Source organism: Cellulomonas fulva (assembly GCF_018531375.1).
Taxonomy (GTDB): Bacteria; Actinomycetota; Actinomycetes; order Actinomycetales; family Cellulomonadaceae; genus Cellulomonas; species Cellulomonas fulva.
In genome coordinates this window covers 2,757,476-2,782,110 of the sequence record NZ_JAHBOH010000001.1, presented here as the reverse complement: position 1 = coordinate 2,782,110, position 24,635 = coordinate 2,757,476, and the positions used below count along the sequence as shown (strand labels likewise).

At 73.1% G+C, this 24,635-nt stretch carries 20 protein-coding genes; 9 read left to right on the top strand and 11 right to left on the bottom strand.

The window, feature by feature from the left end; all coding sequences use genetic code 11:
• The first annotated feature begins 253 nt into the window (after positions 1-253).
• The 6 genes from tkt to KIN34_RS12330 all read left to right on the top strand — a co-directional run bounded on the left by tkt (position 254) and on the right by KIN34_RS12330 (position 7,649).
• Positions 254-2,422: a transketolase gene (tkt, locus tag KIN34_RS12355; RefSeq protein WP_214350960.1), complete on the top strand. Its 2,169-nt coding sequence runs from the start codon at positions 254-256 to the stop codon at positions 2,420-2,422.
• A gap of 151 nt (positions 2,423-2,573) precedes the next feature.
• The gene (gene tal / locus KIN34_RS12350; RefSeq protein ID WP_214350956.1) at positions 2,574-3,704 is read left to right on the top strand and encodes a transaldolase; all 1,131 of its coding nucleotides are present in this window, start codon (positions 2,574-2,576) and stop codon (positions 3,702-3,704) included.
• Positions 3,701-5,242, top strand: a complete 1,542-nt coding sequence (zwf, locus tag KIN34_RS12345; protein WP_214350953.1) for a glucose-6-phosphate dehydrogenase — start codon at positions 3,701-3,703, stop codon at positions 5,240-5,242. Before tal ends, zwf begins: the two co-directional genes overlap by 4 nt.
• The gene (locus tag KIN34_RS12340; RefSeq protein WP_214350950.1) at positions 5,239-6,162 is read left to right on the top strand and encodes a glucose-6-phosphate dehydrogenase assembly protein OpcA; all 924 of its coding nucleotides are present in this window, start codon (positions 5,239-5,241) and stop codon (positions 6,160-6,162) included. The genes zwf and KIN34_RS12340 overlap by 4 nt, the downstream gene beginning before the upstream one ends.
• Positions 6,159-6,926 (top strand): 6-phosphogluconolactonase, encoded by a 768-nt coding sequence (gene pgl, locus KIN34_RS12335; protein ID WP_214350947.1) that lies wholly within the window; start codon positions 6,159-6,161, stop codon positions 6,924-6,926. Before KIN34_RS12340 ends, pgl begins: the two co-directional genes overlap by 4 nt.
• 51 nt (positions 6,927-6,977) lie before the next feature.
• On the top strand, positions 6,978-7,649 hold the full coding sequence (locus KIN34_RS12330) for an O-methyltransferase (protein ID WP_214350944.1): 672 nt from the start codon (positions 6,978-6,980) through the stop codon (positions 7,647-7,649).
• Between the two features lie 124 nt (positions 7,650-7,773).
• Here the strand turns inward: KIN34_RS12330 and KIN34_RS12325 are convergent, their stop codons facing one another.
• From KIN34_RS12325 to uvrC, 9 genes are all read right to left on the bottom strand, one after another.
• Positions 7,774-8,121, bottom strand: a complete 348-nt coding sequence (locus KIN34_RS12325; RefSeq protein WP_214350941.1) for an RNA polymerase-binding protein RbpA — start codon at positions 8,119-8,121, stop codon at positions 7,774-7,776.
• A gap of 10 nt (positions 8,122-8,131) precedes the next feature.
• On the bottom strand, positions 8,132-8,383 hold the full coding sequence (gene secG, locus KIN34_RS12320; protein WP_214352098.1) for a preprotein translocase subunit SecG: 252 nt from the start codon (positions 8,381-8,383) through the stop codon (positions 8,132-8,134).
• A 157-nt stretch (positions 8,384-8,540) separates the two neighbouring features.
• Positions 8,541-9,335, bottom strand: a complete 795-nt coding sequence (tpiA, locus tag KIN34_RS12315) for a triose-phosphate isomerase (protein ID WP_214350938.1) — start codon at positions 9,333-9,335, stop codon at positions 8,541-8,543.
• Positions 9,335-10,534 carry a phosphoglycerate kinase gene (locus tag KIN34_RS12310; protein ID WP_214350935.1) on the bottom strand — a complete coding sequence of 400 codons (1,200 nt, stop codon included), beginning with the start codon at positions 10,532-10,534 and terminating at the stop codon, positions 9,335-9,337. The genes tpiA and KIN34_RS12310 overlap by 1 nt, the downstream gene beginning before the upstream one ends.
• Before the next feature lie 117 nt (positions 10,535-10,651).
• Entirely contained in the window at positions 10,652-11,656 is a 1,005-nt protein-coding gene (gap, locus tag KIN34_RS12305; protein WP_214350932.1) for a type I glyceraldehyde-3-phosphate dehydrogenase, read from the bottom strand.
• Between the two features lie 322 nt (positions 11,657-11,978).
• A complete protein-coding gene (gene whiA / locus KIN34_RS12300; protein ID WP_214350929.1) occupies positions 11,979-12,959 on the bottom strand; it encodes a DNA-binding protein WhiA in 981 nt (326 codons plus the stop codon).
• 91 nt (positions 12,960-13,050) lie between these two features.
• Positions 13,051-14,046: a gluconeogenesis factor YvcK family protein gene (locus KIN34_RS12295; protein ID WP_214352096.1), complete on the bottom strand. Its 996-nt coding sequence runs from the start codon at positions 14,044-14,046 to the stop codon at positions 13,051-13,053.
• Positions 14,047-14,072: 26 nt separating this feature from the next.
• Positions 14,073-15,017 (bottom strand): RNase adapter RapZ, encoded by a 945-nt coding sequence (gene rapZ, locus KIN34_RS12290; protein ID WP_214350925.1) that lies wholly within the window; start codon positions 15,015-15,017, stop codon positions 14,073-14,075.
• The gene (gene uvrC, locus KIN34_RS12285; protein WP_214350922.1) at positions 15,014-17,128 is read right to left on the bottom strand and encodes an excinuclease ABC subunit UvrC; all 2,115 of its coding nucleotides are present in this window, start codon (positions 17,126-17,128) and stop codon (positions 15,014-15,016) included. The genes rapZ and uvrC overlap by 4 nt, the downstream gene beginning before the upstream one ends.
• 73 nt (positions 17,129-17,201) lie before the next feature.
• Here uvrC and KIN34_RS12280 point away from each other — a divergent pair, with 73 nt between their 5' ends.
• Entirely contained in the window at positions 17,202-17,720 is a 519-nt protein-coding gene (locus KIN34_RS12280; protein ID WP_214350919.1) for an OsmC family protein, read from the top strand.
• A gap of 28 nt (positions 17,721-17,748) precedes the next feature.
• Here KIN34_RS12280 and uvrA read toward each other — a convergent pair whose 3' ends face one another.
• A complete protein-coding gene (uvrA, locus tag KIN34_RS12275) occupies positions 17,749-20,610 on the bottom strand; it encodes an excinuclease ABC subunit UvrA (RefSeq protein WP_214350916.1) in 2,862 nt (953 codons plus the stop codon).
• 162 nt (positions 20,611-20,772) lie between these two features.
• Between uvrA and KIN34_RS12270 the strand changes: the two genes are divergently transcribed.
• Together KIN34_RS12270 and KIN34_RS12265 are read left to right on the top strand one after the other, a co-directional pair.
• Positions 20,773-22,689, top strand: coding sequence for a glycoside hydrolase family 15 protein (locus tag KIN34_RS12270; protein WP_214350913.1), 1,917 nt, complete (start codon positions 20,773-20,775; stop codon positions 22,687-22,689).
• Positions 22,686-23,396 carry an MBL fold metallo-hydrolase gene (locus KIN34_RS12265; RefSeq protein ID WP_214350910.1) on the top strand — a complete coding sequence of 237 codons (711 nt, stop codon included), beginning with the start codon at positions 22,686-22,688 and terminating at the stop codon, positions 23,394-23,396. Before KIN34_RS12270 ends, KIN34_RS12265 begins: the two co-directional genes overlap by 4 nt.
• 18 nt (positions 23,397-23,414) lie before the next feature.
• Here KIN34_RS12265 and KIN34_RS12260 read toward each other — a convergent pair whose 3' ends face one another.
• On the bottom strand, positions 23,415-24,569 hold the full coding sequence (locus KIN34_RS12260; RefSeq protein WP_214352094.1) for an acyl-CoA dehydrogenase family protein: 1,155 nt from the start codon (positions 24,567-24,569) through the stop codon (positions 23,415-23,417).
• Positions 24,570-24,635 lie beyond the last annotated feature (66 nt).

The following is a 24,635-nucleotide window of genomic DNA, read 5'->3' as shown; positions in this document are numbered from 1 at the left end:
GACGTCACACGCGGCTCACGGCCGGCGAGCCCGGGCCGGTGAGGTTGGCCGGTGGCTGGTCATCCGGACGACCAGCGCCCTCGTCGGCTATAGGCTCGAACGGAACCGTCCGTCGTCGAACGCCTCGCGCGCCGCGCTCCCCGTGAGCCGGCCACCCCCGCGGCGCCACCCGGACGGTGACGACGTGCCTGTCGGGCACGTCCTTTCAGGTCGGACACGTCACCCGGCTGCCACCGGGTGGGAATGAGGTGCGGTGAACGCGAAGGCTCCCCTGGCGCAGACGGTCGGCTGGTCCGATCTCGACCTGCAGGCGGTCGACACCGTCCGCGTGCTCGCGGCGGACGCCGTCGAGAAGGTCGGCAACGGTCACCCGGGGACGGCGATCAGCCTCGCCCCCGCTGCGTACCTGCTCTACCAGAACGTGCTGCGGCACGACCCGACGGACCCGCACTGGCTCGGCCGCGACCGGTTCGTCCTCTCGGCCGGGCACTCGTGCCTGACGCAGTACATCCAGCTCTACCTCGGCGGCTTCGGGCTCGAGATCGAGGACCTGCAGGCGCTGCGGACCTGGGGCTCCAAGACCCCGGGCCACCCCGAGTACAAGCACACGGCCGGCGTGGAGATCACCACCGGACCGCTCGGCCAGGGCCTCGCCTCGGCCGTCGGGTTCGCGATGGCGCAGCGTCGCGAGCGCGCGCTGCTCGACCCCGACGCGGCGCCGGGCACGAGCCCGTTCGACCACTACACGTACGTCATCGCCTCCGACGGCGACCTCCAGGAGGGCGTGACGAGCGAGGCGTCGTCCATCGCGGGCACGCAGGAGCTCGGCAACCTCGTCGTGCTGTGGGACGACAACCACATCTCGATCGAGGGCGACACCGAGATCGCGTTCACCGAGGACGTGCTCGCGCGCTACGAGGCGTACGGCTGGCACGTCCAGTTCGTCGACTGGACCGCGGGCGGCGAGTACCGCGAGGACGTCGACGCCCTGGCGGCGGCGATCGAGGCGGCCAAGGCCGTGACCGACAAGCCGTCGTTCATCGGGATCCGCACGCTGATCGCGTGGCCGACCCCGGGCAAGACCGACGACCACTCGTCGCACGGCTCGAAGCTCGGCACCGACTCGATCCGCGGCCTCAAGGAGCTGCTCGGCTTCGACCCCGACCAGACGTTCGAGGTCGCCCCGGAGGTGCTCGCGCACACGCGCTCGCTCGCCGACCGCGCCGCGACCGCGCGCGCCGCCTGGCAGGAGTCGTTCGACGCCTGGGCCGCCGCGAACCCGGAGCGCAAGGAGCTGCTCGACCGGCTCGTCGCGCACGAGCTCCCGGCCGGCTGGGAGGACGCGCTGCCGGTGTTCCCCGCCGGCAAGGCCGTCGCCACGCGCGCCGCGTCGGGCGAGGTGCTCTCGGCGATCGCCGACGAGCTCCCCGAGCTGTGGGGCGGCTCGGCCGACCTCGCGGGGTCGAACAACACGACGATGAAGGGCCAGCCGTCCTTCATCCCGGCCAAGCGCTCGACGCACGAGTTCGCGGGCGACGAGGGCGGCCGCACGCTGCACTTCGGCATCCGCGAGCACGGCATGGGCGCGATCCTGTCCGGGATCACGCTGCACGGTCTGACCCGTGCGTACGGCGGCACGTTCCTGCAGTTCGCCGACTACATGCGCGGCTCGGTCCGGCTCGCCTCGCTCATGGGAGCGCCGACGATCTACGTCTGGACGCACGACTCCATCGGCCTCGGCGAGGACGGACCCACCCACCAGCCGGTCGAGCACCTGACCGCGCTGCGGGCGATCCCCGGCCTGTCCGTGGTCCGTCCGGCCGACGCGAACGAGACCGCGCAGGCGTGGAAGGCCACGCTCGAGCACCGCGACGGACCGGTCGGCCTGATCCTCACGCGGCAGAACGTCCCGACGTTCCCGCGCGGCGAGGACGGGTTCGCGGGCGCCGAGGGCGTCGCCAAGGGCGCCTACGTGCTCGTCGACGCCAGCAACGGCGACCCCGAGGTCGTGCTGATCGGCACGGGCTCCGAGGTGCAGCTCGCGGTCCAGGCGCGAGAGACGCTCGAGGCCGCGGGCGTGCCGACGCGCGTCGTCTCGGCGCCGTGCCTCGAGTGGTTCGCCGAGCAGGACGCGGAGTACCGCGAGTCGGTGCTGCCGTCCGGCGTGCGCGCGCGGGTCTCGGTCGAGGCCGGCATCGCGCTCTCGTGGCACAAGATCGTCGGCGACGCCGGTCGCACGGTGTCGCTCGAGCACTTCGGCGCCTCGGCGGACTACGAGACGCTCTACCGCGAGTTCGGGATCACGGCCGACGCCGTGGTCGCCGCTGCGCGCGAGTCCCTCGCCGCCGCGAACGCGTCGGCCGCCCCGAGCGCCGCGGCCGCGGCCCCGACGGCGACCGGCACGGGCGACCAGCAGGGCTGACGCACCGCACCAGCACGGCTGACGCCACGGTGGGCCCGGGAGACAACCCGGGCCCACCGCGTCAGGATTGAGCCGGGACGGCGTGGTCAGCGCGCCCCCGGGCCGGACGGCAGGCACGACGGCGACAGCACCATCGAGGGAAGGAACGACCATGGCACCGAGCGGACCTCTCGCACGGCTCACGGACGCGGGAGTGGCCGTCTGGCTCGACGACCTGTCGCGCGAGCGCCTGCGCACCGGCAACCTCGCCGACCTCGTCGAGCGCGGCGTGGTGGGCGTGACCACGAACCCGACGATCTTCGCCACGGCGATCGCGGCGGGCGACGCGTACGACGAGCAGCTGCGCGAGCTCGCGGCGCAGGGCGCGGACGTCGACGCCGCGGTGTTCGCCATCACGACCGACGACGTGCGCGAGGCCGCCGACGTGCTGCGTCCGGTGTACGACCGCACGGACGGCGTGGACGGCCGGGTGTCCATCGAGGTCGACCCGCGCCTCGCCCACGACACGGCGGCGACCGTCGAGTCGGCGAAGGCGCTGTGGTCCACGGTCGGCCGACCCAACGTCTTCATCAAGATCCCCGCGACGGTCGAGGGACTGCCCGCGATCACCGCGGTGCTGGCAGAGGGCATCAGCGTCAACGTGACGCTGATCTTCTCCCTCGAGCGCTACCGCGGCGTGCTCGACGCCTTCGTCGCCGGCCTCGAGGCCGCGCGGGACGCCGGGCACGACCTGGCGCCCATCGGCTCGGTGGCGTCGTTCTTCGTGTCGCGCGTCGACACCGCGATCGACCCGCGGCTCGACGAGCTGGGCACGCCCGAGGCAGCGGCCCTGCGCGGCCGCGCGGCGATCGCCAACGCGCGCCTCGCCTACGGGGTGTACGAGGAGGTCGTGGCGAGCGAGCGGTGGCAGGCGCTGGCCGCGGCCGGCGCGCACGTCCAGCGACCGCTGTGGGCGTCCACGGGCGTCAAGGACCCGGCGTACCCCGACACGCTCTACGTCGACGAGCTCGTCGTCGCCGGTGTCGTCAACACGATGCCCGAGAAGACGCTCGACGCGGTCGCCGACCACGGGGGCGACGGCCACGACACCGTGACGGGCACGCAGGACGAGTCCGCCGCGCTGCTCGACCGCCTGGTCGCGCTCGGCATCGACGTCGACGACGTCGCGTCCCACCTCGAGGCCGAGGGCGTCGAGAAGTTCGAGAAGAGCTGGGGCGAGCTGCTCGCCAAGGTCGACGAGGGCCTGCGCGGCGCCGCCGACGGTGCGGCGGGTGACCGATGAGCCCGACGAAGGTCGCCGAGGGACAGAACCCGCTGCGGGACCCGCGCGACCGGCGGCTGCCGCGCATCGCCGGGCCCTGCGGGCTCGTCATCTTCGGCGTGACGGGTGACCTGGCCCGCAAGAAGCTCATGCCGGCGGTGTACGACCTGACCAACCGCGGCCTCCTGCCCCCCGGCTTCGCGCTCACCGGCTTCGCTCGGCGCGACTGGGAGACGCAGGACTTCGCCCAGATCGTGCACGACTCGGTGAAGGAGCACGCGCGCACCCCGTTCCGCGAGGCGACGTGGCGTCAGCTGTCCGAGGGCATCCGCTTCGTCCAGGGCACGTTCGACGACGACGACGCGTTCGACCGCCTGCGCGCGACCGTCGAGGAGCTCGACGTCTCGCGCGGGACCGGTGGCAACCACGCGTTCTACCTGTCGGTGCCGCCCTCGTCGTTCCCGGTCGTGTGCCAGCAGCTCGACCGGTCGGGGTTGTCCCGGCCCCAGGACGGCACGTGGCGGCGCGTCGTCATCGAGAAGCCGTTCGGGCACGACCTGGCGAGCGCGCGCGAGCTGCAGGACATCGTCTCGAGCGTCTTCCGGCCCGACGACATCTTCCGGATCGACCACTACCTGGGCAAGGAGACGGTCCAGAACCTGCTGGCGCTGCGGTTCGCCAACCAGATGTTCGAGCCGATCTGGAACGCGAACTACGTCGACCACGTGCAGATCACGATGGCCGAGGACATCGGCATCGGCGGGCGCGCGGGCTACTACGACGGGATCGGCGCGGCGCGCGACGTCATCCAGAACCACCTGCTCCAGCTCCTGGCGCTGACCGCCATGGAGGAGCCCGTCTCCTTCGACGCCGCGTCGCTGCGCGCCGAGAAGGAGAAGGCACTGTCGGCCGTGCGCCTCCCCCGCGACATCGGCCGGCACACGGCGCGCGGGCAGTACACCGCGGGCTGGCAGGGCGGCCAGAAGGTCGTCGGCTTCCTCGAGGAGGAGGGCTTCAACCCGAGCTCCACGACGGAGACGTTCGCCGCGGTGCGGGTGGACATCGACACGCGCCGCTGGGCGGGCGTGCCGTTCTACCTGCGCACCGGCAAGCGGCTCGGCAAGCGCGTCACGGAGATCGCGGTCGTCTTCAAGAAGGCGCCGCACCTGCCGTTCGAGTCCACGGCGACCGAGGAGCTCGGCAAGAACGCGCTGGTCATCCGCGTGCAGCCCGACGAGGGCGTCACGCTGCGGTTCGGCGCGAAGGTCCCCGGGACGGCGATGGAGGTCCGCGACGTCACCATGGACTTCGGCTACGGCCACGCGTTCACCGAGGCGTCCCCGGAGGCCTACGAGCGCCTGATCCTGGACGTCCTGCTCGGTGACCCGCCGCTGTTCCCGCAGAACACCGAGGTCGAGCTCTCCTGGAAGATCCTCGACCCGATCATCGAGTACTGGGCCAACCACGGGAAGCCCGACCAGTACCGGGCCGGGACCTGGGGTCCGGCCTCCGCCGACGAGATGATGGCGCGCGACGGGCGCGCGTGGAGGCTGCCGTGATCATCGACATGCCCGGCACGACGACGCGAGAGGTCGCGAAGCGCCTGCTGCAGGAGCGGGACGAGGGCGGCGCGGTCGCGCTCGGCCGCGTGCTCACGCTGCTCATCGACACCGGCGACCACGACCCCGAGCACGCCATCTCCGCCGCCAACGACGCGAGCCGCGAGCACCCCTGCCGCGTCATCCTCATCACGTCGCAGCTCCCCGGAGGGTCGGAGGAGCGCGGCCTCGACGCGCAGATCCGCCTCGGCGGGGACGCGGGTGCGAGCGAGGTCATCATCCTGCGCCCCACCGGGGAGGTGACGGACCACCTCGACACGCTCGTGATGCCCCTGCTGCTGCCGGACGCTCCGATCGTCGCGTGGTGGCCGTACGAGCCCCCGGCAGTGCCGTCCGAGCACCCGCTGGGCCGCATGGCGCAGCGCCGGATCACCGACACGGTCCGCTCGTCGGACCCGGCGGGCATGCTCGCGCGCCTCGCGAGCTCGTACGTCGAGGGCGACACCGACCTGTCCTGGACCCGCGCGACGCTGTGGCGCGGCCTGATCGCCGCGACGCTCGAGAGCCCGCCCTACGAGCCCGTGCGGCGCGCCGTCGTCTCGGGCCAGAGCACCCACACGTCGGTCGACATGGTCGCCGCGTGGCTCGCCCAGGCGCTGCGCTGCCCCGTCGAGGTCGAGCGCATCGACGACGCGCCGGCGATCATCCAGGTCAAGCTCGAGCGGTCGAGCGGTGACATCGTGCTGGACCGGCCCGACGGCAAGACGGCCGCGCTGCGCCAGCCCGACCAGCCCGAGCACCGGATCGCCCTCCCCATCCGGCACCTGCGCGAGTGCCTCGCGGAGGAGCTGCGGCGGCTCGACCCCGACGAGGTCTACGGCGAGGTGCTGACCAAGGGCCTCGCGAGGCTGTCCGCATGACCTCGGCGCAGCGCGAGGTCGTCGTCCACCCCGACGCCGAGGTCCTCGCCCAGGCGACCGCGGCGCGGCTGCTCACGACGCTCGTCGACGCGCAGTCGCACCGGGCTCCCCTGCACGTCGTCCTGACCGGCGGCACGGTCGGTATCCGCACGCTCGCCGCGGTGGCCGCGTCGCCCGTGCGCGACGCGGTCGACTGGTCCGGCGTGCACCTGTGGTGGGGCGACGAGCGCTTCCTCGCCGACGGCGAGGCCGACCGCAACGAGACCCAGGCGCGGGAGGCGCTCATCACGCCGCTGGGCGACGCGCTCCCCGCAGCCAACGTGCACGCCGTGCCGGCGCTGTCGACGCAGGTCGCGACGACGCAGGACGCCGCGGCGGCGTACGACGAGGAGCTGGCGGCGTGGGCCCCGGAGGGCGCCCTCGTCCCGACGTTCGACGTGCTGCTGCTCGGCATGGGGCCGGACGGTCACGTCGCCTCGCTCTTCCCGGGCCACCCCGAGGTCGAGGCGTCCGGCACGGCGGCGATCGGCGTCCAGGACTCCCCCAAGCCGCCCCCGCTGCGCGTCTCGCTCACGTTCGACGCCATCCGGTCCGCCCGTGAGGTGTGGGTGGTCGCCGCAGGCGCCGAGAAGGCCGGCGCGGTCGCCTCGGCCCTCGCGTCGGCGCCGGTGAGCACCACGCCGGCAGCGGGTGCGCTGGGCCGCGAACGCACGCTGTGGCTCGTCGACGTGGCGGCCACGCAGGAGCTGCAGCAGGACGCCTAGCCGGCCCCGCCGGGACCGGCCGGTTCACTTCCCGACGACGATCGGAGCGGCATGCCGGACGAGCTGGACCTCTGGGCGCAGGTCGACGACTACTTCGCGGTGCTCGCGCCCGAGGACGACCACCTCGTCGCGACGCGCGAGCGGGCGGCAGCCGCCGGGCTGCCCGACATCGCGGTGGCAGCCAACCAGGGCAAGCTCCTGCACCTGGTCGCCGCGCTCGTCGGCGCGCGCCGCATCCTCGAGATCGGGACGCTCGGCGGCTACAGCACGCTCTGGCTCGCGCGGGCGCTGCCGCCGGACGGCACGCTCGTGTCCCTCGAGATCGACCCCGCCCACGCCGCGGTCGCGCGGGAGTCGCTCGCCGCCGCCGGAGTGGGCGACCTCGTGGAGGTCGTCGTCGGGCCGGCCGCCGAGACGCTCTCCGGCATGGTCCGCGCCGGGAGCGCGCCGTTCGACCTCGTCTTCGTCGACGCGGACAAGCAGTCGCTGAGCCGGTACCTCGAGCTCTCGCTCGAGCTGTCCCGTCCGGGCACCGTGATCATCGTGGACAACGTGGTGCGGCAGGGTGCGGTCGTGGACCCCGCGCACCCGGACGAGCGGGTCCAGGGCGTGCGGCGCATGGTCGACCTGCTCGCCGACCACCCGCGCCTCGACCCCACCGTGATCCAGACCGTCGGGGTGAAGGGGCATGACGGGTTCGCCCTCCTGCGCGTCCTGCCCTGACCGCGCGCCGCCCGGCGCTGCGGACGACGGACCGGCAGCACTGGCCCGGGTAGCACGACGGGCACCCAGCGGTTCGCGGGGCGCCCGTCGTCGGTCGTGCGGTGGACCAGGGAGCAGTGCCCGGTCAGCGTCCCCGCCGGGCGCGCAGCGCCTCCAGGGCCTCGTCGAGGATCGCGGCGCCGTCCTCGTCTGACCGGCGCTCCTTCACGTACGCGAGGTGCGTCTTGTACGGCTCGTTGCGCACGGGCGAGGGCGGGTTCGCCTCGTCCTGGCCGGCCGGGAACCCGCAGCGCGGGCAGTCCCAGGTCACGGGAGCCTCGGCCGCGGCCTCCTCGGCGAAGCTGGGCCGGGTCTCGTGGCCGTTGGCGCACCAGTAGGAGATCCAGATCCGCGGCGCGGCGTCGCCGCGCTCGGCCTCCCCCATCGGGCCCGCGCCGACGCGCGAACCCCGGATCGCGTTCCCGCTCGCCATCGCCGTCGCCTCAGGCGTCCGGCGCGACGCGCTCGACGAGCCCGAGCACGATGATCGTCACGGTCCAGATGAGCGCGACACCGACGGTGATGCGGTTCAGGTTGCGCTCGGCGACGCCGGAGCTGCCGGCGCTCGAGGTGATGCCGCCCCCGAACATGTCCGACAGGCCACCACCCTTGCCCTTGTGGAGCAGCACCAGGGGCACCAGGAGCAGGCTGGTCAGCACCAGCAGCACCTGCATCGAGATCTTCACGGCGGTCACGTCGGTGTCGTTCCTCACTTGCGAGCGGGTCCGTCCCCGCGCGACGACGCACGGGCCGGGGTACAGGGTAGGCGACGAATCGTGCGCCGGGCCACATCGCCGCACCGGCACGGTCCCCCGCGGGGGTGCCGTGCCGGTGCGGTCGATCAGGAACCGGTCAGAGACCGACGGCGTGCGACTGGTAGCGCACGATCTTCGCGAACTCCTCGGGGTCGAGGCTCGCGCCCCCGACGAGGGCGCCGTCGACGTCGGGCTTCGCCATGATCGAGGCGACGTTCGACGACTTCACCGAGCCGCCGTAGAGGACGCGCACGGCCTGCGCCGTCTCGTCGTCGTACAGCTCCGCGACCCGGCCGCGGATGGCCTCCGCCAGCTCCTGCGCGTCCTCGGGGGTCGCCGTCTCGCCCGTGCCGATCGCCCAGACGGGCTCGTAGGCCACGACGACGTCGCGGACCTGCGCGGCGGTCAGGTCGACGAGCGCGCCCTCGAGCTGCAGCAGCGTGTGCGCGACGTGCGCGGCGGCCCGGCGGGTCTCTAGGTCCTCGCCCACGCACAGGATGGGCTTGAGGCCCGCCTTGAGCGCGTTCTTCACCTTGGCGTTGACCAGCGCGTCGTTCTCCGCGTGGTACTCGCGCCGCTCCGAGTGCCCGATCACCGCGTAGGTGACGCCGAGCTTGGCCAGGAACGACGGCGCGATCTCGCCCGTGTAGGCGCCCGACTCGTGCGCCGAGACGTCCTGCGCCCCGTACACGATCTCGAGCTTGTCGGCGTCCACGAGCGTCTGCACGCTGCGCAGGTCGGTGAACGGCGGGACCACCGCGACCTCGACCGTGCCGAAGTCGTGCTTGGCGTCCTTGAGCGTCCACGCCAGCTTCTGCAGCGTCTGGATCGCCTGCTGGTGGTCGAGGTTCATCTTCCAGTTGCCCGCCATGAGCGGGGTGCGCGTGGCCATCAGTCCTCCAGGACAGCGATGCCGGGGAGGGTCTTGCCCTCCAGGAACTCGAGGCTCGCCCCGCCACCGGTGGAGATGTGGCCGAACTTCGCCTCGTCGAAGCCGAGCGTGCGCACGGCCGCGGCGGAGTCGCCGCCGCCGACGATGGTGAACGCACCGTCCGCGCCCGCGTCGATCAGCGCCTGCGCCACGGCCTTGGTGCCGCCTGCGTACGCCTCGAACTCGAACACGCCCGCGGGGCCGTTCCAGACGACCGTCTTGGCGTCGACGATCTTCGACGCGAACAGCTCCTCCGAGGCCGGGCCGATGTCGAGCCCGATCTTGCCGTCCGGGATCGCGTCGGCGGCCACGACCTCGGCCGGCGAGTCCGCCTTGAACTCGGCGGCGACGCGGATGTCGACCGGGAGCACGATCTCGACGCCGGCCGACTCGGCCTGCTCGAGGTAGCCCTTGACCGTGTCGATCTGGTCCTCCTCGAGCAGCGAGCTGCCCACCGAGTACCCCTTGGCCGCGAGGAACGTGAACAGCATCCCGCCACCGATGACCAGGCGGTCGGCCTTGGTCAGCAGGTTGGAGATCACGCCGAGCTTGTCCGAGACCTTCGAGCCGCCCAGGACGACGACGTACGGGCGCGCCGGGTCCTCGGTCGCCTTCCTGAGCGACTCGACCTCGTTGAGGACGAGCTTGCCCACGGCGTGCGGCAGCGTGAGGGCGACGTCGTAGACCGACGCCTGCTTGCGGTGCACGACGCCGAAGCCGTCGGAGACGAACACGTCCGCGAGGGCGGCCAGGTCGGCCGCGAGCGACGCGCGCTCCGCGTCGTCCTTGCTGGTCTCGCGCGCGTCGAAGCGGATGTTCTCGAGCAGCGCGATCTCGCCGTCCTGCAGCGCCGCGACCGTCTCGCGCGCGGACTCGCCGACGGTGTCCTTCGCGAGCGCCACCGGCTTGCCGAGCAGCTCGGACAGGCGCGTCGCGACCGGCGCGAGGGAGTACTTGTCCTCGGGCGCGCCCTTGGGCCGGCCGAGGTGGGCGGTGACGACGACGCGCGCGCCGGCGTCGAGCAGCGCGGTCAGCGTCGGGAGGGCCGCGCGCACGCGGCCGTCGTCGGTGATCGTCGTGCCGTCGAGCGGCACGTTGAAGTCGGAGCGGACCAGCACGCGCTTGCCGCGCAGGTCGCCGAGGTCCTCGATGGTCTTCATGGTTCCTTCTCCTCCAGGCGGACAGGTGCCTGCACGACAGCGTCCGCGCGCGCCGGGCCGGTGGCCGTGGCGCACGCGGACGCTGGTCGTGCTACCGAGTGATCGGTGAGGACGTCGTCAGAGACGCTCGCCCACGTACTGCGTGAGGGCGACGAGGCTGTTCGAGTAGCCCCACTCGTTGTCGTACCAGGAGACGACCTTGACCTGGTCGCCGATCACCTTCGTGAGCTTCGAGTCGAAGATGCTCTGGTGCGGGTCTGTCACGATGTCGCTGGAGACGATCTCGTCCTCGACGTAGGACAGGACGCCCTTGAGCGGGCCCTCGGCGGCGGCCTTGACCGCGGCGTTGACCTCCTCGACCGTGACCTCGCGCGAGGCGGTGAAGGTCAGGTCCGTGGCGGAGCCGGTGATCGTCGGCACGCGGAGCGCGAAGCCGTCGAGCTTGCCCTTGAGCTCCGGCAGGACCAGGGCGACGGCCTTGGCCGCGCCGGTCGACGTCGGGACGATGTTCTGCGCGGCGGCGCGGGCACGACGCAGGTCGCGGTGCGGGCCGTCCTGCAGGTTCTGGTCGCCCGTGTAGGCGTGGATCGTGGTCATGAGACCACGCTCGATGCCGATCGAGTCGTTGAGCGCCTTGGCCAGCGGGGCGAGGCAGTTCGTGGTGCAGGACGCGTTCGAGATGATGTGCTGCGTCGCCGCGTCGTACTGCTCGTGGTTCACGCCGACGACGAAGGTGCCGTCCTCGTTCTTCGCGGGCGCCGAGATGATGACCTTCTTGGCGCCGGCGTCGATGTGCGCCTTGGCCTTCGTGGCGTCCGTGAAGAAGCCGGTCGACTCGATGACGATGTCCGCGCCGAGCTCGGCCCACGGCAGGTCAGCCGGGTTCCGCTCAGCCAGCGCCCGGATCTTCTTGCCGTCGACGATGATGTTCTCGTCGTCGTGGTCCACGCTCAGCGGGAAACGGCCCAGGACCGTGTCGTACTTGAGCAGGTGCGCGAGCGTCGCGTTGTCCGTCAGGTCGTTGACCCCGACGATCTCGATGTCCGCACCGGACGCCACGATGGCCCGGTAGAAGTTGCGACCGATACGGCCGAAGCCGTTGATGCCGACCTTGATGGTCACGTGCCCTCCTCGGCAGCGCCGACGGGGCCGGCGCACAATAGGTGGTGGTGTCTCGCACGCCGATGTGCGTGCCTCTCGCCCTCGCCGCCGCGATACCGGTTCATGCCCAGCACGTGACGCTCGTGTGACGATCGGATGTCCCGAGCCTATACCCCTGCGCCTGCGTCGCACGCCGCGAAGGTCCCAGGGCGGGCGCCTGTCCACGTGCTGGGATGCGCCTCCGCAGCGCTGACCACGGCCTCCGCAGCGGGGTCGGCAGCCCTCCGCAGGCGGGCGGGCTGGACCCGCGGACCGCAACCCGTCGAGCGCTGCAGGTCGAGCGCTACAGGTCCAGCAGGTCCGGCGAGAGGCCGGCCTCCGTGTCGGGGATCCCGAGGTCGGACGCCCGCTTGTCGGCCGTGGCCAGCAGGCGCCGGATGCGGCCCGCGACCGCGTCCTTGGTCAGCGGCGGGTCCGCGAGCTTGCCGAGCTCCTCGAGCGAGGCGTCCTTGTTCTCCAGCCGGAGCCGGCCGGCCTCGCGCAGGTGCTCGGGCAGGTCCTCCCCCAGGATCTCGAACGCGCGCTCCACCCGGGCGCTGGCCGCGACCGCCGCCCGCGCCGACCGGCGCAGGTTGGCGTCGTCGAAGTTCGCGAGGCGGTTCGCGGTGCCGCGCACCTCGCGCCGGACGCGCCGCTCCTCCCACACCAGCATCGTCTCGTGCGCGCCGAGCCGGGTGAGCATCGCGCCGATCGCGTCTCCGTCGCGGATCACCACGCGGTCCACGCCGCGGACCTCGCGCGCCTTCGTCGGGATGCCCATGCGCCGGGCCGCTCCGACGAGGGCGAGCGCCGCCTCCGGACCGGGGCAGGTGACCTCGAGCGACGACGAGCGACCGGGCTCGGTCAGCGAGCCGTGCGCCAGGAACGCCCCGCGCCAGGCCGCCTCGGACTCGCCGATGCCCCCGGCGACCACCTGCGGCGGCAGCCCGCGCACCGGACGCCCGCGGTTGTCGAGCAGGCCGGTCTGGCGCGCCAGGGACTCGCCGTCCTTGACCACCCGCACCACGTAGTGGCTGCCGCGGCGCAGGCCGCCGCCGGACACGACGATGATCTCGCTCTCGTGGCCGTACACCTCGGCGATCGCCTGCCGCAGCCGCCGCGCGGCGATCGCCGTGTCCAGCTCCGCCTCGATGACGATCCGTCCCGAGATGATGTGCAGGCCGCCCGCGAACCTCAGCGTCGCCGACACCTCCGCCTTGCGGCACGAGGTCTTGTCGATCTGGAGTCGGGCGAGCTCGTCCTTCACCTGTGCCGTCAACGCCATGGGCGCCATCCTGCCATTCGCGCGGCGCGCGCGTGCCCGGTCCGGACAGCCGTCCACCTCCGCCGCGCGGCCGGTCCGGAGCTCGGCGAGGTCAGGCGCGCTGGCCGGGCACGTCCCCGAGCACGCCGTCGACGACGTCACGGAACGCCGCAGCCAGCCGCAGCGGGTCGTGCCGCGGCGAGCCGTCGGACCGCCCCACCTGCCGCAGCAGCAGCCGGACGTCCCGCTCGGCGCACCGGTCCGCGAGCCGGCTCACGTCCTCGACGGCACGCGGGTCGGCGACGACCGCGTGCACCCCGAGGTCCGGGGCGTGCGCGTGCAGCACGTCCAGGTAGTCCTCGGCGTGCATGCCCGCCGTCTCGCCGTCCTCCTCGGGCGACAGGTTGAGCGTGACGATGACGCGGCCGTCCGCGCGGTGCAGCGCGGAGCGCAGGTCCGGCACCAGCAGGTGCGGCAGGACCGAGGTGTACCAGGAGCCCGGCCCCAGGACGACCCAGTCGGCCCGGTCGACCGCCTGCACCGCGTGGATGCAGGCCGACGGCTGCTCGGGGACCAGCCGGACCTGGGCGATCGGGTCGGTGGTCACCGCGACCGCGCTCTGGCCGCGCACGGTCTCGGTCCGGCCGTCCGCGCGCAGCACGTCCGCCTCGATCAGGAGGGGCACCTCGGTCATCGGCAGCACCCGGCCGCGCGCGCCGAGCAGACGGCCGACCCAGTCCAGCCCGGCCACCGGGTCGTCGAGCAGCTCCCAGAGCGTCACGATCAGGAGGTTGCCGAGCGCGTGCTGGTCCAGCGGGCCCGCGCTCGCGAACCGGTGCTGCAGGACGTCCCGCCAGGTCCGGCCCCAGTCCGAGTCGTCGCACAGCGCGGCGAGCGCCATCCGCAGGTCGCCCGGGGGCAGCACGTCCAGCTCGTCGCGCAGCCGTCCCGACGAGCCGCCGTCGTCGGCCACCGTGACCACGGCGGTGATCTGGTCGGTCATCAGCCGGAGCGCGGACAGGGTGGCGGACAGGCCGTGCCCGCCGCCGAGCGCGACGACCGCCGGCCCCCGGCGCTGCGCACCGTCGGGCGGCGGCGGGGTCGGCAGGTGGGGACGGGCGGTGGGTGCCGTGCTCACTCCTTGCCCAGGTCCCGCGCGGCGACCGAGACCCGGTGACCGGCCTCCCGGAGCCGCGCCGCGACCGCCTCGCTGATGGCGACCGAGCGGTGCTTGCCGCCCGTGCAGCCGACCGCGATGGTGACGTAGCGCTTCTCCTCGTTGAGGTAGCCCGCGAGCACGGGCTCGAGCGCGCCGACGTAGCGGTCGATGAAGGTGGTCGCCCCGGGCAGCCCCAGCACGTAGTCGCGCACCGGCGCGTCCCGACCGGTGAGGTGCCGCAGCTCGGTGACCCAGTAGGGGTTCGCCAGGAAGCGGACGTCGACCACGTGGTCCGCGTCCAGCGGGATGCCGTACTTGAACCCGAAGGAGATGACCGAGACCCGCAGCACGTCGTCCATCTCGCCGCCGACGAGCGCGCGCACCTCGCGGGCGAGGTCGTGGACGTTGAGGTCCGAGGTGTCCACGACCGTGTCGGCCCGCTCGCGGATGTCCGCGAGGACGGCGCGCTCCTCGGCGATCCCGTCCATGATCCGTCCGTCGCCCTGCAGCGGGTGCGGCCGGCGCACCTGCTCGAACCGCCGGACGAGCACCTCGTCGGACGCGTCGAGGAACAGCACCCGGTACTCGACGCCCGCCTCCCGCAGACCGCCCAGCACCTGGGCGAGGTCGGCGAAGAACCCCCGGCCGCGGACGTCGATCACCGCCGCCACGCGGTGCGCGCGCGTCTCCACGGGGCCGCTGGTGAGCATCCCGACGAGGTGGGTGAGCATCTGCGCGGGCAGGTTGTCGACGACGTACCAGTCGAGGTCCTCGAGCACGGCCGCCGCGCGGGTCCGGCCCGCGCCGGACATGCCAGTGATGATCAGCACCTGGGGCTGCTGCAGCCGCGGGTGCTGGGTCGCGGCGTCGATGGCGGGGATCCCCGCGGGGACCGTCATGGGCGAAGGCTCGTCGCTCATGTGGCCAGCATGCCAGCAGGACCGGCTGCCGCGGTCGCCTCCGGCCGCGCGTCGGGACCCGGCTCCGCGGACTCGGCCGACACGGCGACCGCGAGGTCGGTGGGCACCTCCTGGCCGGCGGCGGGTGCTGCGGACGTCGCGCCCTCGCCGGAGGCCAGGGCGGCGACCACCGCCGCGGCCGTGCGCTCGCCCATGCCCGGCACCGAGGCGATCTCCTCGACGCTGGCCGCGCGCAGCCGCTTGACCGAGCCGAACCGGCGCAGCAGCGCCTTCTGCCGGGCCGGGCCGAGACCCGGCACGTCGTCGAGGACGGAGGCCGTCATGCCCTTGCTGCGGCGCTTGCGGTGCGCCGTGATCGCGAAGCGGTGCGCCTCGTCGCGGAGCCGCTGCAGGAGGTACAGCCCCTCGGAGCTGCGCTGCAGGATGACGGGGTAGTCGTCGCCCGGCAGCCAGACCTCCTCGAGCCGCTTGGCCAGGCCGCACAGCGCCACGTCGTCGATCCCGAGCTCCGCCAGCGCCGCCGCGGCTGCCGCGACCTGGGGCGGACCGCCGTCGACCACGACGAGGTTCGGCGGGTACGCGAACCGGCGCGGCCGCTCCGTCGAGCCCCCGGTCGGCGTCCACTCGACCGGTCCGGACACAGGCTCGTCGTCGTCCTGGCCGCCGAACCCGAGGTCCAGGTCGGCCGAGTCCGCGCGGTCCGCGAGGTACCGGCGGAAGCGGCGCGTGATGACCTCGTGCATCGCGGCCGTGTCGTCGGCCGCGCCGTCGCCCGCCGGTCCCCGGACGTTGAAGAGCCGGTACTCGCTCTTGCGCGCGAGCCCGTCCTCGAACACCACCATCGACGCCGACTGGTACGTGCCCTGGTTGTGCGAGACGTCGTAGCACTCGATGCGCAGCGGCGCGCTCTCGAGCCCGAGCGCCTCCTGGATCTCCCGCAGCGCCTGGCTCCGCGAGGTGAGGTCACCGGCCCGGCGCGTGCGGTGCAGCATCAGTGCGTGCTCGGCGTTCTTCAGCACGGTCGCCGCGAGCTCGCGCTTGTCGCCGCGCTGGGGGACCCGCACCTGGACACGGGAGCCCCGCAACCCGGCGAGCCAGTCCTGGACCTGCACCACGTCGTGCGGCAGCACCGGCACGAGCACCTCGCGCGGCACCGCGCCGGCGTCGGCGTCCCCGTCCGCGCCGTAGACCTGCTGCAGCAGGTGCTCGACGAGGTCCGCGTCGTCCAGGTCCTCGACCTTCTCGACGACCCAGCCCCGCTGGCCCCGGATCCGGCCGTCCCGGACGTGGAACACCTGGACCGCGGCCTCGAGCTCGTCCCCGGCGAGCGCGAAGACGTCGGCGTCCGTGCCGTCCGCGAGCACCACCGCGTTGCGCTCGGTCGCCCGCTGCAGCGTCGCGATGTCGTCGCGGAGCCGTGCCGCCTGCTCGTAGTCGAGCTCAGCGGCGGCCTCCTTCATGCGCTGGGTGAGCCGCCGGGTGAACCGCGACGTGTCGCCCGCCATGAAGTCGCAGAAGTCCTGGGCCAGGCGGTGGTGGTCGTCCTCGGAGATCCGCCCGACGCACGGCGCGGAGCACTTGTCGATGTACCCGAGCAGGCACGGGCGACCCTGCTGGTGGGCGCGCTTGAACACCCCCGCCGAGCACGTCCGGACCGGGAAGACCCGCAGCAGCAGGTCGACCGTCTCCCGGATCGCCCAGGCGTGCGCGTAGGGGCCGAAGTACCGCGTGCCCGGACGCTTCGCGCCGCGCATGACCTGCACGCGCGGGAACTCGTCGGCGAGCGTCACCGCGAGGTAGGGGTAGGACTTGTCGTCCCGGTACTTCACGTTGAAGCGCGGGTCGAACTCCTTGATCCAGGAGTACTCGAGCGCCAGCGCCTCGACCTCGGTCCCGACGACCGTCCACTGCACCGAGCTCGCGGTCGTCACCATCTGCTGCGTCCGCGGGTGCAGCCCGGCGACGTCCTGGAAGTAGCTGTTCAGGCGCGATCGCAGGCTCTTCGCCTTACCGACGTAGATCACCCGGCCGCTGGGGTCCCGGAACCGGTAGACGCCGGGCTGGTCGGGGATCTCCCCCGGTGCCGGCCGGTAGGTCGAGGGATCAGCCATGGTTCGAGCCTAGTTCGAGCGTGGGACACACCGATGCCCGGACAGCGCCGACGGACGGGGCTAGCGTGAGGCCATGGCACAGCTGCTGCACTCGTACTCGGTGGACCTGACCTGGACGGGCGCCGGCTCGGCAGGCACGACGACGTACACGTCCTACGGCCGCGACCACGAGCTCGTCTCGGGCGACAAGCCCCGGTTGCCCGGCACGTCCGACCCCGGCTTCCGCGGGGACCCGGCACGCTGGTCGCCCGAGGACCTGATGGTCGGCGCGCTCGCCCAGTGCCACATGCTGTGGTTCCTGCACCTCGCCGCCTCGGCGGGCCTGGTCGTCGTCGGGTACACCGACGCGGCGTCCGGCACGATGCGGATCGAGGCCGCGGGCCACGGCCAGTTCACCGAGGTGGTGCTGCGCCCCCGCGTGACGGTGCGCACCTCGGTGCTCCCGGACGGGCGCGCGGTCGACGACCAGGTGTTGGCGGACCTGCACCATCGCGCGCACGAGCACTGCTTCATCGCGCGCTCCGTGAACTTCACGGTGCGGCACGAGCCGGCGCCCGTCCAGCTCGAGCGCCGCGACGCCCCGGTGGGCTGAGCGCCGCGAGGAGCCCGCGCGGAGCGCGTCACGCCGAGACCGCCTCCCGCACGGGCTCCAGCACCTCGGCGAGGAACCGGCCGGTGTGGCTGGCCGCGACGCCCGCAACCTGCTCGGGCGTCCCCTCGGCGATCACCTGCCCGCCCCCGGAGCCGCCCTCCGGGCCCATGTCGATCACCCAGTCGGCGTTCTTGATGACGTCGAGGTTGTGCTCGATCACGATGACCGAGTTGCCCTTGTCGACGAGCGACTGCAGCACCCCGAGCAGCTTGCGGATGTCCTCGAAGTGCAGGCCCGTGGTCGGCTCGTCGAGCACGTAGACCGTGCGTCCGGTCGAGCGGCGCTGCAGCTCGGTCGCGAGCTTCACGCGCTGTGCCTCGCCGCCCGACAGCGTCGGGGCCGGCTGACCGAGCCGGACGTAGCCGAGGCCGACGTCGACGAGCGTGGTCAGGTGCCGGCTGATCGCCGGGACCGCGGCGAAGAACTCCGCGGCCTCCTCGATCGGCATGTCGAGCACGTCCGCGACCGTCCGGCCCTTGAAGTGCACCTCGAGCGTCTCGCGGTTGTACCGCGCGCCGTGGCAGACCTCGCACGGGACGTAGACGTCCGGGAGGAAGTTCATCTCGATCTTGATCGTGCCGTCACCCGCGCACGCCTCGCAGCGCCCGCCCTTGACGTTGAAGGAGAAGCGACCGGGCGTGTAGCCCCGCACCTTCGCCTCCTCGGTCTCGGCGAACAGCCGCCGCACGTGGTCCCACACGCCCGTGTAGGTCGCGGGGTTGGACCGCGGAGTCCGGCCGATCGGGCCCTGGTCCACGTGCACGACCTTGTCGAGGTGGTCGAGACCGGTGACGCGCTTGTGCCGCCCCGCGACGCGACGGGCGCCGTTGAGCTCGTTCGCCATCACCGTGTAGAGGATCGAGTTGACGAGCGTGGACTTGCCCGAGCCCGACACCCCGGTCACGGCGGTCAGCGTCCCGAGCGGGAACGACACGTCGATGTTGCGCAGGTTGTGCTCGCGCGCGCCGTGGACCGTCACCTGGCGCTTGCGGTCCACCGGGCGGCGGTCCGCGGGCATCGGGATCTGCCGTCGGCCCGACAGGTACGCGCCGGTGACCGAGCGCTCAGAGGCCAGCAGCCCGGCGAGGTCGCCCGAGTGCACCACGTGCCCGCCGTGCTCGCCGGCGCCCGGACCGATGTCGACGATCCAGTCGGCGGTGCGGATCGTGTCCTCGTCGTGCTCGACGACGATCAGCGTGTTGCCGAGGTCGCGCAGCCGCGTCAGCGTGTCGATCAGGCGACGGTTGTCCCGCTGGTGCAAGCCGATCGACGGCTCGTCGAGCACGTACAGGACGCCGACGAGGCCGGAGCCGATCTGCGTCGCGAGCCGGATCCGCTGCGCCTCGCCGCCCGACAGGGTCGCCGCAGGCCGCGTGAGGGAGAGGTAGTCGAGGCCGACGTCGAGCAGGAAGCCGAGCCGCGCCTGGATCTCCTTGAGCACCTGGGCCGCGATCTGGCGCTCGCGCTCGCCCAGCTCGAGCGTGTCGAGGAAGCTGCGCGCCTCGTTGATCGGCAGCTCGCAGACCTCGGCGATCGACCGGCCGCCGACCTTCACCGCGAGGACCTCCGGCTTGAGCCGCGCGCCACGGCAGACCGGGCACGGGACCTCGCGCATGTAGGCCTCGTACTTCTCCTTGCTCCAGTCCGAGTCGGTCTCCGAGTGCCGCCGCTCGAGGAAGGTCACGACCCCCTCGAACCCGGTCGAGTACTGCCGCTCGCGTCCCCAGCGGTTCTTGTACCGGACGTGCACCTCGTGGTTGCGGCCGTACAGCACCGCGTCGCGCGCACGCTGCGGCAGCGCACGCCACGGGACGCTCGTCGAGAAGCCCATCTCCTCCGCCAGCGCGGTCAGGACGCGCCCGAAGTAGTCCGAGGAGATCTGGGCCCACGGCGCGACCGCACCGTCGTCGAGCGACAGCTCGTCGTCGGGCACCACGAGGTCCGGGTCCACCTCGAGCCGCGACCCGATGCCCGTGCACTCCGGGCACGCGCCGTACGGCGCGTTGAAGGAGAACGTGCGCGGCTCGATCTCGTCGAGCGTCAGCACGTGGTCGTTGGGGCAGGCGCGGTTCTCCGAGAACCGCCGCTCCTTGCCCGGGTCCTCCGCGTCCGCGTCCACCAGGTCGATCACGACGAGCCCGCCCGCGAGACCGAGCGCGGTCTCGACCGAGTCGGTGAGCCGCCGCTGCACGCCCTCACGCGAGACGAGGCGGTCGACGACCACCTCGATGTCGTGCTTGAGCTTCTTCTCGAGCGTCGGCGGCGACGTCAGCTGGACGACCTCGCCGTCCACCCGGGCGCGCGCGAAGCCCTTGCCCTGCAGCTCGGTGAACAGGTCCGCGTACTCGCCCTTGCGTCCGCGCACCACGGGCGCGAGGACCTGGTAGCGCGTGCCCTCGGGCAGCTCCAGCAGGCGGTCCACGATCTGCTGCGGCGTCTGCGCGGTGACGCGCTCCCCGCACTCCGGGCAGTACTGCGTCCCGGCGCGCGCGAACAGCAGGCGCAGGTAGTCGTACACCTCGGTGATCGTGCCGACGGTCGACCGCGGGTTGCGGTTGGTCGACTTCTGGTCGATCGAGACCGCCGGCGACAGGCCCTCGATGAAGTCGACGTCGGGCTTGTCCATCTGCCCGAGGAACTGGCGCGCGTACGCCGACAGCGACTCGACGTACCGACGCTGACCCTCGGCGAAGATCGTGTCGAACGCCAGGGACGACTTGCCCGAGCCCGACAGGCCCGTGAAGACGATCAGCCGGTCCCGGGGCAGATCGAGGTCGACGTTGCGGAGGTTGTGCTCGCGGGCGCCCTGCACCACCAGACGTTCGTTCACGGCTGGGAGTCTACGTTCCGGCACTGACAGTCGCACACTCGTTCGACACCGGTTCGCCCTCGGCGCAACCCCCGGGCAGGGGTGCCTCGCGCGGCACGTCGGCGCGCAGGCAGCCCCGCCCGGCGTGCCGAACGCGACGGGTCACGCGATCCTGGACGGGCCATGCAGACGAACCACGCCACGCAGACTGACCACCCCGCGCGCACGAACCACGTCACGCCACCCGACGCGGCTCACGACCCCGAGCCGCTGCCCGTCCCCATCGGGGAGTACGCCGTGCTCGGCGACGGCCGCACCACGGCGCTGGTGTCGCGCCGTGGCTCGGTGGACTGGCTCTGCCTGCCGCAGATCGACTCGGGCGCGTGCTTCGCGCGGCTGCTCGGCACCGAGGACCACGGGCGCTGGCTCCTCACCGTCCCCGACGCCGCGGAGGTCACCCGCCGGTACGTCGGCGACTCGTTCGTCCTGGAGACCACGTACGTGTCCCCCACGGGCACCGCGGTCGTCACCGAGGCGATGCCGTTGAGCGACGACCGCGCGGACGTCGTGCGCCGGATCGACTGCACGCAGGGCGAGGTGCGGGTGCTGCACGAGTGGATCGTGCGGTTCGGGTACGGCGCGGTGGAGCCGTGGGTCACGCGCGTGGACGACGGTGGCCGCCCCGCGATCCGCGCGGTCGCGGGCCCCGACTCGCTGCTGCTGCGCGGGACGCGCCTGCCGCGGGCCACGGACCACCGGCACCGGGACGAGCTGACGATGAGGGAGGGCGAGTCGCTCGAGCTGTCGCTCACCTGGATCCCGTCGTGGTGCCCGGCGCCGCCGGTCCTGAGCATCCCGGACCGGATCGACACCACCCGCATCGCCTGGGGCCTGTGGGCCCGCGACTGCGCCTACGACGGGCCGCACCGCGAGGCGGTGGTGCGCTCGTTGCTGGTGCTGCGGCTGCTCACCGACTTCGAGACCGGCGGGATCGCCGCCGCGGCCACGACCTCGCTGCCCGAGGACTTCGGCGGCGCCCGCAACTGGGACTACCGGTTCTGCTGGCTGCGCGACGCCGCGCTCACGCTCGAGGCGCTCGTCGAGCAGGGCTTCCTGGAGGAGGCCACGCAGTGGCGGGACTGGCTCCTGCGCGCCGTGGCGGGCGACCCCGCGGACCTGCAGATCATGTACCGGGTCGACGGCGGGCGCGAGCTCCTGGAGCGCGAGCTCGACCACCTGCCGGGCTACGCCGGCTCGCGGCCGGTCCGGATCGGGAACGCGGCGGTCGGCCAGGTGCAGAACGACGTGCTGGGCGAGGTGATGTCGGCGCTCGAGGCCGCGCGCGTCGCGGGCATCACGGACACCCCGGCGTCGTGGTCGCTGCAGTGCCACCTGGTCGAGGAGCTCCTGGCGCACTGGACCGAGCCCGACCGCGGGATCTGGGAGGTGCGCGGCGACCCCCGGCACTTCGTCCACTCCAAGGTCATGGCGTGGGCCGCGGTCGACCGGGCCGTGCGCGGCGTCGAGCTGCACGGCCTGTCCGGTCCGGTCGAGCGCTGGCGCGCGGTGCGCGACGAGATCCACGCCGACGTCCTGGCGCACGGCTGGGACGACGAGCGCGGGACGTTCGTGCAGGCGTACGGCGCCCGGCACACGGACGCCGCGCTCCTCCAGATGGTGCAGGTCGGGTTTCTCCCGGCCGACGACGAGCGCCTCCGCAGCACCATCGCGGCGATCCGCGCCGAGCTCGAGATCGCCCCGGGTCTCCTGCGCCGGTACCCCGTCGAGCGCACCGACGACGGCGTCCCCGGGGACGAGCACGCGTTCCTCGCCTGCTCGTTCTGGCTCGCCGACGCCCTGGCCCGCACCGGCGACCCCGACGCCGCGGGCGAGGTCCTGGACACGCTCGTCGGGCTCGTCAACGACGTCGGCCTCCTCGCCGAGCAGTACGACCCCCACGGCCGCCGGATGGCCGGCAACGTCCCGCAGGCGCTGTCGCACCTGGCGCTGGTCCGTGCCGCCCACAGCCACGCCGCGGCGACGGCAGCCCACGCGACGGCGGGCTCGAACGTGGCGACGGCCGCGCGGGAGGGCGCATGAGCGAGGCCTACACCGGTGACGTCACGGTGGGCGGCCCGACGGCGGTGCGCGTGCTCGACGAGATCGAGATCCGCAAGGTCGGCGTGGGCCCGATGCAGAACAACGCCTACCTGGTCACGTGCCGACGCGACGGCGCCCAGCTGCTGGTCGACGCCGCCGCGGAGCCGGACCGCCTGCTCGCGCTCGTCCGCGAGGGCAACGGCGGGGCGCGCCTCGACCTCGTCGTCACCACCCACCGGCACCGCGACCACCTCGGCGCGCTGCGCTCGATCGTGACCGTCACAGGCGCTCCCGTCGCCGCCGGGGCCGACGACGCGGACGAGGTCGAGCGGCTGGCCGACGTCCCGGTCCCCCGCCGCCTGCACGCCGGCGACGTGCTCGTCGTCGGTCACGCGACCCTCGAGGTCGTCGCGCTGCGCGGGCACACGCCCGGCTCGGTCGCGCTGGTCTACCGCGAGCCCGAGCACGCCGCCGCGCCGGGCTCGCACCCCGGCCGGGCGCACCTGTTCACCGGTGACTCGCTCTTCCCGGGCGGCGTGGGACGGACCGGCAGCCCCGAGGACTTCGCGTCGCTGTGGTCCGACGTGGTCGAGCGGCTGTTCGACCGGTTCGACGACTCGGCCTGGGTGTACCCGGGCCACGGCGCCGACACCACGCTCGGCGCCGAGCGGCCGCACCTCGACGAGTGGCGCGAGCGAGGCTGGTGACGGTGCGGCCCTGCCACGTCAGTCGGGCGGCCCCAGGTGCGACGCCGCGACCGTCGCGTGGGCCGACTCGTCGTCGGAGGGGTGGAAGATCCCGGCGAGCACGTCCCGGTACAGCCGGCCGAGCTCGTTGCCCGTGAAGTAGGACCCGCCGCCCGAGGCGCGCAGCGCGAGCTCGACCACCTGCCGGGCCGACTCGGTCGCGCGCACCTTGAGCCCGACGAGCTGGGCGAACCACCGCGCACCGTGGTCCACGCGCTCGTCCACGTCCCGTGCGAGCGCCCGCACCTGGAGCTCCGCACCGTCCTGCAGCAGCGCGGCGTCCGCGATCCGCCAACGGATGTCGGGGTCCTGGGCGTAGGCGCGCCCGTCGGCCTTCATGGAGGTCCGACGACGCGCGTTCGCCACCGCGAGCTCGATCGCGCGGCGCCCGATGCCCGTGTAGACGGCACCGAGCAGGATCTCGAACACCGAGAACAGGGCGAAGACGAACGAGTCCGCCGACGGCCCGGGCGGCAGGCGCCGGTAGACCTGCGCCGGCGGCGCGTACGCACCGTCGAGGACCGTGGTCGCGGACTGGGTCGCGCGCATGCCCAGGGTGTCCCAGTCGTCCTTCGTCGTGACGCCCTCCCGGCCGACGACCGCGTGGACGAGCCGCGGGTCGTCGGGGTCCTCGTCGTCGAGGCCGAACGTCGCCAGGCGGGTCCACACCGGCGACAACGAGGTGAAGATCTTGGTCCCGGTGAACCGGTAGCCGCCGTCGGGCTGGCGCTCCGCACGCGTGCGCGAGCCGAACATCACCAGGTCGTTGCCCGCCTCGGAGTTCCCGAACGCGTAGACCTCCCCGGCCGCCGCGTCGCGCAGGACGAACTCCGCGGAGTCGTCCCCCCGGTCCAGGAGCTGCGCGGCGAGGCCCGTGACGACCAGGTGCATGTTCACGGCGAGCGCGGTGGCGGGCGCGGCGGCGCCGAGCCGGACCTGCTCGGCCGCGACCTCCTCGAGCGTCAGTCCCGCGCCGCCGAGCCGCTGCGGCACGAAGGCGCGCAGGTACCCGGCTGCCGTGAGCTCCGCCAGGTCCTCGTGCGGGAACGTGTTGTCGCGGTCGTGCGTGGCCGCGCGCTCGTGGATGCGCGCCAGCAGGTCCTCGGTCAGCAGCGTGCGCAGCTCGCGCGGCATGGCGGCCTCTCTCGTGGGTCTCGTCGTCATGGAACGTGTCGTCATGGAACGTGTCGTCAGGGAACG

Excerpts from the sequence above, each read along its gene's own strand:
- zwf (WP_214350953.1), top strand. The coding sequence starts at position 3,701 with ATGAGCCCGACGAAGGTCGCCGAGGGACAGAACCCGCTGCGGGACCCG.
- KIN34_RS12330 (WP_214350944.1), top strand. The coding sequence starts at position 6,978 with ATGCCGGACGAGCTGGACCTCTGGGCGCAGGTCGACGACTACTTCGCG.
- KIN34_RS12325 (WP_214350941.1), bottom strand. The coding sequence starts at position 8,121 with ATGGCGAGCGGGAACGCGATCCGGGGTTCGCGCGTCGGCGCGGGCCCG.
- KIN34_RS12260 (WP_214352094.1), bottom strand. The coding sequence starts at position 24,569 with ATGCCGCGCGAGCTGCGCACGCTGCTGACCGAGGACCTGCTGGCGCGC.
- rapZ (WP_214350925.1), bottom strand. The coding sequence starts at position 15,017 with ATGAGCGACGAGCCTTCGCCCATGACGGTCCCCGCGGGGATCCCCGCC.
- tpiA (WP_214350938.1), bottom strand. The coding sequence starts at position 9,335 with ATGGCCACGCGCACCCCGCTCATGGCGGGCAACTGGAAGATGAACCTC.
- uvrC (WP_214350922.1), bottom strand. The coding sequence starts at position 17,128 with ATGGCTGATCCCTCGACCTACCGGCCGGCACCGGGGGAGATCCCCGAC.
- KIN34_RS12270 (WP_214350913.1), top strand. The coding sequence starts at position 20,773 with ATGCAGACGAACCACGCCACGCAGACTGACCACCCCGCGCGCACGAAC.
- KIN34_RS12310 (WP_214350935.1), bottom strand. The coding sequence starts at position 10,534 with ATGAAGACCATCGAGGACCTCGGCGACCTGCGCGGCAAGCGCGTGCTG.
- pgl (WP_214350947.1), top strand. The coding sequence starts at position 6,159 with ATGACCTCGGCGCAGCGCGAGGTCGTCGTCCACCCCGACGCCGAGGTC.
- whiA (WP_214350929.1), bottom strand. The coding sequence starts at position 12,959 with ATGGCGTTGACGGCACAGGTGAAGGACGAGCTCGCCCGACTCCAGATC.
- KIN34_RS12280 (WP_214350919.1), top strand. The coding sequence starts at position 17,202 with ATGGCACAGCTGCTGCACTCGTACTCGGTGGACCTGACCTGGACGGGC.
- KIN34_RS12265 (WP_214350910.1), top strand. The coding sequence starts at position 22,686 with ATGAGCGAGGCCTACACCGGTGACGTCACGGTGGGCGGCCCGACGGCG.
- tal (WP_214350956.1), top strand. The coding sequence starts at position 2,574 with ATGGCACCGAGCGGACCTCTCGCACGGCTCACGGACGCGGGAGTGGCC.